Below are 3,492 nucleotides of genomic sequence, written 5' to 3'. Positions count from 1 at the left end.
TTCTTGCACCGATATACTTTTTTCTTTTCTGTTAAAGGACTCCGTTATGTTTAAAGGACAAAAAACATTGGCCGCACTGGCCGTATCTCTGCTGTTCACAGCACCTGTTTATGCGGCTGATGAAGGATCCGGTGAAATTCACTTTAAAGGTGAAGTTATTGAAGCACCGTGTGAAATACATCAGGATGATATTGATAAAGAGGTTGAACTCGGTCAGGTGACCACCAGCCACATTAATCAGTCACATCACAGCGATGCCGTTGCTGTCGACCTGCGCTTAGTCAACTGTGATCTGGAAAACTCCAGCAACGGTTCCGGTGGCAAGATTTCTAAAGTTGCAGTCACCTTTGATAGCTCAGCGAAAACCACCGGCGCAGATCCGATTCTCAACAACACCAGCACGGGTGAAGCCACCGGCGTCGGCGTACGTTTAATGAATAAAGATCAAAGCAATATCGTTTTAGGCACCGCTACTCCAGATATCGACCTGGCTCCGACCTCCAGCGAACAAACGCTGAATTTCTTTGCCTGGATGGAACAAATTGATCAGGCTACACCTGTAACGCCAGGCGCAGTTACGGCGAATGCAACCTACGTGCTGGATTATAAATAAGTATTACTTTGGCGGCGCTATCGCCGCCTTTCATAAAATATTTATCAGGTATGGACACCGTGAATATTTATCGACTCTCTTTTGTATCCTGCCTGGTCGTGGCGATGCCTTGCGCATTGGCGGTCGAATTCAACCTTAATGTTCTCGATAAATCAATGCGCGACCGCATTGATATTTCATTATTAAAGGAAAAAGGAGTCATTGCTCCCGGTGAGTATTTTGTTAGCGTTGCGGTAAATAATAACCAAATCAGTAACGGGCAAAAGATTAACTGGCACAAAAATGACGATAAAACCATTCCGTGCATCAATGATTTACTGGTCGATAAATTTGGCTTAAAACCTGAAGTCCGTCAGTCGTTACCATTGATAAATCAGTGCGTCGATTTTAGCTCCCGACCTGAAATGCTCTTCAATTTCGATCAAGCCAATCAGCAACTAAATATCACCATTCCGCAAGCCTGGCTGGCGTGGCACTCAGAAAACTGGACCCCACCCTCCACATGGAAAGAAGGTGTCGCCGGTGTCCTGATGGATTACAACTTGTTTGCCAGCAGCTACCGCCCACAGGATGGCAGCAGCAGCACTAATCTTAACGCCTATGGAACAGCCGGAATCAACACGGGGGCATGGCGCTTACGCAGTGATTATCAGTTGAATCAGACTGATAGCGATGATAACCATGAACAGTCAGGCGAAATATCACGTACCTATCTTTTTCGCCCGTTACCGCAATTAGGTTCAAAATTAACCCTCGGCGAAACGGATTTTAGTTCCAATATTTTCGACGGTTTTTCTTATACCGGCGCGGCACTGGCAAGTGACGATCGAATGTTGCCATGGGAACTACGCGGCTACGCCCCACAAATTAGCGGTATTGCACAGACCAATGCCACGGTGACGATCAGTCAATCAGGCCGCGTCATTTACCAGAAAAAAGTCCCACCAGGCCCATTTATCATTGACGACCTTAATCAGTCTGTTCAGGGCACACTGGATGTCAAAGTGACGGAAGAAGATGGTCGGGTGAACAATTTCCAGGTTTCGGCAGCATCGACGCCCTTCCTGACTCGTCAGGGACAGGTTCGCTATAAACTGGCCGCGGGTCAGCCACGGCCCTCCATGTCACATCAAACTGAAAATGAAACCTTTTTTAGCAATGAAGTTTCCTGGGGGATGCTGTCAAACACCTCGCTGTACGGCGGCCTGCTGCTTTCTGGTGATGACTACCATTCTGCCGCAATAGGTATCGGGCAAAATATGCTGTGGCTTGGCGCGCTGTCGTTTGATGTCACGTGGGCCAGTAGTCACTTTGATACTCAGCAGGACGAGCGGGGCTTAAGCTACCGTTTTAATTACAGCAAACAAGTGGATGCCACCAACAGCACGATTTCCCTCGCCGCTTATCGTTTCTCCGATCGTCATTTTCACAGCTACGCCAACTATCTGGATCACAAATACAACGACAGCGATGCGCAGGACGAAAAACAGACGATCAGCTTATCTGTGGGCCAACCGATTACCCCACTAAACCTCAATCTTTACGCCAACCTGCTACATCAAACCTGGTGGAATGCAGACGCCTCCACGACCGCCAACATCACGGCAGGTTTTAATGTTGATATTGGTGACTGGAGAGATATCTCTATTTCGACGTCATTCAATACAACCCATTACGAAGATAAAGATCGCGACAACCAGATTTACCTGTCGATTTCGCTCCCCTTCGGTAACGGTGGTCGGGTTGGCTATGACATGCAAAACAGTAGCCACAGCACCACACACCGCATGTCGTGGAACGATACGCTGGATGAACGTAATAGCTGGGGCATGTCTGCCGGACTGCAATCCGACCGTCCGGACAATGGAGCCCAGGTGAGCGGTAACTATCAGCACCTGAGTTCAGCGGGTGAGTGGGATATTTCTGGTACCTATGCCGCCAATGATTACAGTTCCGTCAGCAGCAGCTGGAGCGGTTCTTTCACCGCAACCCAATATGGTGCAGCGTTTCATCGCCGCAGCTCCACCAATGAACCACGCCTGATGGTCAGCACCGATGGCGTGGCAGATATTCCGGTTCAGGGCAATCTCGACTACACCAACCATTTTGGCATTGCGGTGGTGCCGTTGATTTCCAGTTACCAGCCTTCCACCGTGGCGGTGAACATGAATGACTTACCCGACGGCGTAACAGTTGCAGAAAACGTTATCAAAGAAACGTGGATTGAAGGCGCGATAGGTTACAAATCACTGGCTTCCCGTTCCGGTAAAGACGTTAACGTCATCATTCGCAACGCCAGCGGTCAGTTTCCTCCCCTCGGAGCGGATATCCGCCAGGATGACAGCGGCATTAGCGTGGGGATGGTTGGCGAGGAAGGACATGCCTGGTTAAGCGGAGTCGCTGAAAATCAAAAGTTTACCGTGGTCTGGGGTGATAGCCAGCATTGCTCGCTCCATCTTCCTGAACATTTGGAAGACACCGCAAATCGCCTGATTTTACCTTGTCATTAATTAAGGAAATGAAAATGACATTTATGAAAGGACTACCCCTTTTGTTGTTGGTTGCCAGTCTGTGCAGCCACGCTGCACTACAACCCGATCGCACTCGTATTGTGTTTAACGCTAATGATAAAGCTACCAGTTTGCGGGTGGATAATCGTAGCGATAAACTCCCCTACCTCGCTTATTCCTGGCTCGAAAATGAAAAAGGGGAGAAAAGCGATGATCTTCTGGTCGCCCTACCGCCGATACAACGTCTGGAACCGAAAGCAACAACGCAGGTACGGATAGTAAAGCAAGCCTCGACCACAAAATTACCGGGCGATCGCGAAACGCTATTTTTCTACAATATGCGTGAAATTCCTCCCGCCCCGGAAAAAA

3 protein-coding genes are annotated in these 3,492 nt (G+C 48.8%); all 3 read left to right on the top strand.

Annotated features, from left to right (window positions below; genetic code table 11):
• Positions 1–46: 46 nt before the first annotated feature.
• Complete coding sequence (locus tag E0D98_RS22420) at positions 47–613, top strand: fimbrial protein (protein WP_000472422.1); 567 nt, start codon at positions 47–49, stop codon at positions 611–613.
• Positions 614–663: 50 nt separating this feature from the next.
• Entirely contained in the window at positions 664–3,123 is a 2,460-nt protein-coding gene (locus E0D98_RS22415; protein WP_072095375.1) for a fimbria/pilus outer membrane usher protein, read from the top strand.
• 14 nt (positions 3,124–3,137) lie between these two features.
• Positions 3,138–3,492, top strand: a 355-nt coding sequence (locus E0D98_RS22410; RefSeq protein WP_085314178.1) for a fimbria/pilus periplasmic chaperone, incomplete at its 3' end; no start/stop codon positions are given.

It is taken from the genome of Escherichia sp. KCJ4928, assembly GCF_004352695.1.
Lineage (GTDB): Bacteria > Pseudomonadota > Gammaproteobacteria > Enterobacterales > Enterobacteriaceae > ECMA0423.
This window is presented reverse-complemented; position numbering and strand designations above follow the sequence as displayed.

Bases quoted from the DNA above. Each gene is read 5' to 3' on its own strand.
- E0D98_RS22415 (WP_072095375.1), top strand. From the start codon at position 664: ATGGACACCGTGAATATTTATCGACTCTCTTTTGTATCCTGCCTGGTC.
- E0D98_RS22420 (WP_000472422.1), top strand. From the start codon at position 47: ATGTTTAAAGGACAAAAAACATTGGCCGCACTGGCCGTATCTCTGCTG.